1 protein-coding gene is annotated in these 1,421 nt (G+C 66.9%); it reads left to right on the top strand.

Annotated elements, in window-relative coordinates:
• Positions 1-116: 116 nt before the first annotated feature.
• The gene (locus Air01nite_RS40825; protein WP_203708905.1) at positions 117-1,361 is read left to right on the top strand and encodes an IS256 family transposase; all 1,245 of its coding nucleotides are present in this window, start codon (positions 117-119) and stop codon (positions 1,359-1,361) included.
• Positions 1,362-1,421: the final 60 nt, after the last annotated feature.

Below are 1,421 nucleotides of genomic sequence, written 5' to 3'. Positions count from 1 at the left end.
GGTCACGTCCACGGAGATGGTGTACGACTCGCCCACTTTGGGTGGGATGGGGTGGATGGGAACGGCCACCGCTTGATCCTTCGAAACGGCTAAGTCAACGAAGGAGAGATCAAGCGATGGCCGCACCTGTGAGTGTGGATGGTGCCGCGTTCCTGCGCGAGCACATCGAGTCCGCGTCACCCGATCTGTTGCGGGCGATGGTCAAGACGTTCGCCGAGGCGTTGATGGCCGCTGAGGCCGAGACGCTGTGCGGGGCCGGGTACGGCGAGCGCAGCGACGAGCGGGTCAACCAACGCAACGGCTACCGGACACGGGAGTGGGATACCCGGGCCGGCACGGTCGAGCTGGCGATTCCGAAGCTGCGCCACGGCTCGTATTTCCCGGACTGGCTGCTGCAGCACCGCCGCCGCGCTGAACAGGCTCTCGTGTCGGTGGTGGCCACGGCTTATCTGCTCGGGGTCTCGACCCGGCGCGTGGAGAAACTGGTCGAGCAGCTCGGGATCGCCTCGTTGTCCAAGAGCCAGGTCTCGGAGATGTCCGCCCACCTCGACACTCAGGTTGAGGCGTTCCGCAATCGGCCGCTGGATGCTGCGCATTACACGTTCGTCTGGCTAGACGCCCTCGTGGTCAAGGTCCGCGAGCACGGCCGGATCGTCAATGTCCACGCCCTGGTCGCGGTCGGCGTCAACGCCGACGGCGGCCGGGAAGTGCTGGGCCTGGAGGTGGCCTCCGACGAGGACGGCGCCGGCTGGCTGGCCTTCCTGCGCTCCCTGACAGCTCGAGGCCTGTCCGGGGTCCGTCTCGTGGTCTCCGACGCTCACCGCGGCCTGGTCTCGGCCATCGGGGCTGCGCTGCCCGGCGCCAGCTGGCAACGCTGCCGCACCCACTACCTGCGCAATCTGCTCACCAAGGTGCCCAAAGCCGCCCAGCCGTGGGTGGCCACCCTGGTCCGCACGATCTTCGACCAGCCAGACACCGACAGCGTCCAAGCCCAGTACACCCGCGCCGTGGCCACGATCGCCGAACGCTTCCCCACCGCGGCCGAACATCTCGACGACGCCCGACCCGACCTGCTGGCCTTCACCGCTTTCCCCCGCGAAATCTGGCGCCAGATCTGGTCCAACAACCCGCAGGAACGACTCAACAAGGAGATCCGCCGCCGCACCGACGTCGTCGGGATCTTCCCTAACCGGGCAGCCATCATCCGCCTCGTCGGCGCCGTCCTGGCCGAACAGACCGACGAATGGACCGAAGGTCGCCGCTACATGGGCCTGGAAATCCTCACCAAAGCCCGGCTCACCCTGATCACGACCGAGGGAACCGACACCGAGCCCACCACCACCGAACTAGCAGCCGCCTAACATCAACCCGACTGGATCAAACGCTGGCCGTTCCTACACCACGCAAGCGGACGTGACCGG

It is taken from the genome of Asanoa iriomotensis (assembly GCF_016862515.1).
Classification (GTDB): Bacteria; Actinomycetota; Actinomycetes; order Mycobacteriales; family Micromonosporaceae; genus Asanoa; species Asanoa iriomotensis.
This window is presented reverse-complemented; position numbering and strand designations above follow the sequence as displayed.